Origin of the sequence: Halalkalibacterium halodurans (genome assembly GCF_004376175.1) — a bacterium.
Lineage (GTDB): Bacteria > Bacillota > Bacilli > Bacillales > Bacillaceae_D > Halalkalibacterium > Halalkalibacterium halodurans.
In genome coordinates this window covers 1-2,202 of record NZ_SNUY01000136.1, presented here as the reverse complement: position 1 = coordinate 2,202, position 2,202 = coordinate 1, and the positions used below count along the sequence as shown (strand labels likewise).

Below are 2,202 nucleotides of genomic sequence, written 5' to 3'. Positions count from 1 at the left end.
CGCTAAAATTGAGGTTTGACAAAACATAAAGAACTTGATCACGTAAAAAGGTATGGGAACACATCTATAGTAGCAAATTGAATGGAATCAGTAATATCAAGGGTTACAGAAATTTGTCCTGTGGCTCTGAAAAATAATCTTCATTAATTTTTTTTGAATAGATATGTTTATATAGTTAAGTAAGCGCTTACGAACATCGCATTTTTGCATAACTATTCAAATGGCGGTGGTAAAAATGATTGTTTGAATGTTCTGATTTTTATATTATGTTATAGTTTTCTTTGTGATTCCTTCGGTTTTTCCTAATGTTCTTTAGTTGATGAGTTGTATACGATGAAGAACGTTGCATAAACATTGTATAGAAAACAGTGAGATCGTACGAAAAGGAGGGGATAAAATGGAGCATAGTTTAACGACAGCCACTTGGATATTACTATTTGTGCCAATGCCGCTGTTAATCTTGTTATCGATCTTGACGTTAAAGAGAAAAGAGGAGTGAGTGAACTGTGGAACTTGCAACGTTAATAACGTTTATAGTCTATCTTGTTGGAATGCTAGTGATTGGCTTAATTGCCTATCGAATGACGAACAATCTATCAGACTACGTCCTAGGTGGGCGCCGTCTTGGCGGAAGTGTAGCCGCTCTTAGTGCGGGTGCTTCCGATATGAGTAGCTGGTTGTTGTTAGGATTACCGGGAGCCTTATATGTTGGCGGTATGGGGGAAATTTGGATTGCTGTCGGCTTGGCGATTGGGGCGTATTTAAATTGGCAGTTTTTAGCGGCTCGTCTACGAAACTATACAGAGATTGCGAAGGATTCGATTACGCTACCAGATTTCTTGGAAAATCGGTTTCATGACAAGTCAAAAATTCTACGTATTGTATCAGCCCTTGTTATTTTAGTGTTTTTTACGTTTTACACATCTGCAGGGTTAGTCGGGGGGGCATTGCTCTTTGAAGCTTCCTTTGGAATGACATATGTTCAAGCGCTGTGGATCGGTGCAATTGTCATTATATCCTATACGTTTTTAGGTGGATTTTTAGCTGTTAGTTGGACGGATTTCTTTCAAGGGATTCTGATGTTTTTAGCTCTAATTATCGTTCCGATCGTGGCCATCAATAAAATGGGGGGCTTTAGTGAAACGTTAAACGCCGTCGGTGCGATCGATACTGCTTATTTAGATGCGTTCCAAGGAGCGACTGTCATCGGAGTTGCCTCTTTGCTTGCATGGGGATTAGGGTACTTTGGCCAACCACACATCGTAACCCGCTTCATGGCGGTAAAATCATTAAAGGAAATTCCGAAGGCACGGTTTATCGGTATGACTTGGATGGTGCTGGCCCTATTCGGTGCGATCTTTACTGGGTTTGTCGGTATTGCCTATTTCTCTGCCACCGGTCCAGGACCTGAGATTGCAGGAGAAGCTCGTGAAACGGTCTTTATTTTATTCACACAAATTTTATTTGATCCTTGGGTGACTGGCTTCTTATTAGCCGCTATCTTATCTGCCATTATGAGTACAATTGACTCACAATTACTCGTATCATCGAGTGCTCTAGCCGAGGACTTTTACAAAGGGATGCTAAGAAAAAACGCCTCCCAGAAGGAGCTCGTTTGGGTCGGGCGTTTCGGGGTTGTGTTAATCGCTCTTGTTGCGATTGTACTCGCCTACAACCCGGAAAGCAACGTGCTTGATCTCGTTGGCTATGCATGGGCCGGCTTCGGGGCAGCGTTCGGTCCAGTCCTATTGTTTTCCCTCTTCTGGAAGCGAATGACACGGAACGGTGCTCTTGCTGGAATGATTGTCGGTGGTGCCACGGTCATTATCTGGGCAGAGCTCACCAATTGGTTTAACTTAAGCGCCGAGCAGTATCCAATTCTCGGGCTGTATGAAATCATCCCAGGCTTTATCCTCGCTTCAATAGCGATAATCCTAGTCAGCCGATTGGATCAAGAACCACCTCAAAAAATTCAAGACGAATTTGAAAAAGCCAAAACGAAAGTCATCTAGTGTGAGAGCCTGTCAGCATCGCTGGCAGGTTTTTTTGTTGTCACTGCCTTACCTCTCAAAAATAAGGCTCTACAATAAATGTTGGGGTTTTTGCACAAAAGAGGGCAAAAAAAATGCACGCAGGCTCCTTTATCCATTATCCTTGAATTGCCGAGAAACAAAGAAAGGATAGGAGCTGCGTGTACGATGA

The 2,202-nt window shown here is 42.6% G+C and carries 1 protein-coding gene; it reads left to right on the top strand.

The window, feature by feature from the left end; genetic code table 11:
• The first annotated feature begins 506 nt into the window (after positions 1-506).
• The gene (gene putP, locus E2L07_RS20390; RefSeq protein WP_134230522.1) at positions 507-2,012 is read left to right on the top strand and encodes a sodium/proline symporter PutP; all 1,506 of its coding nucleotides are present in this window, start codon (positions 507-509) and stop codon (positions 2,010-2,012) included.
• The last annotated feature ends 190 nt before the right edge of the window (positions 2,013-2,202 follow it).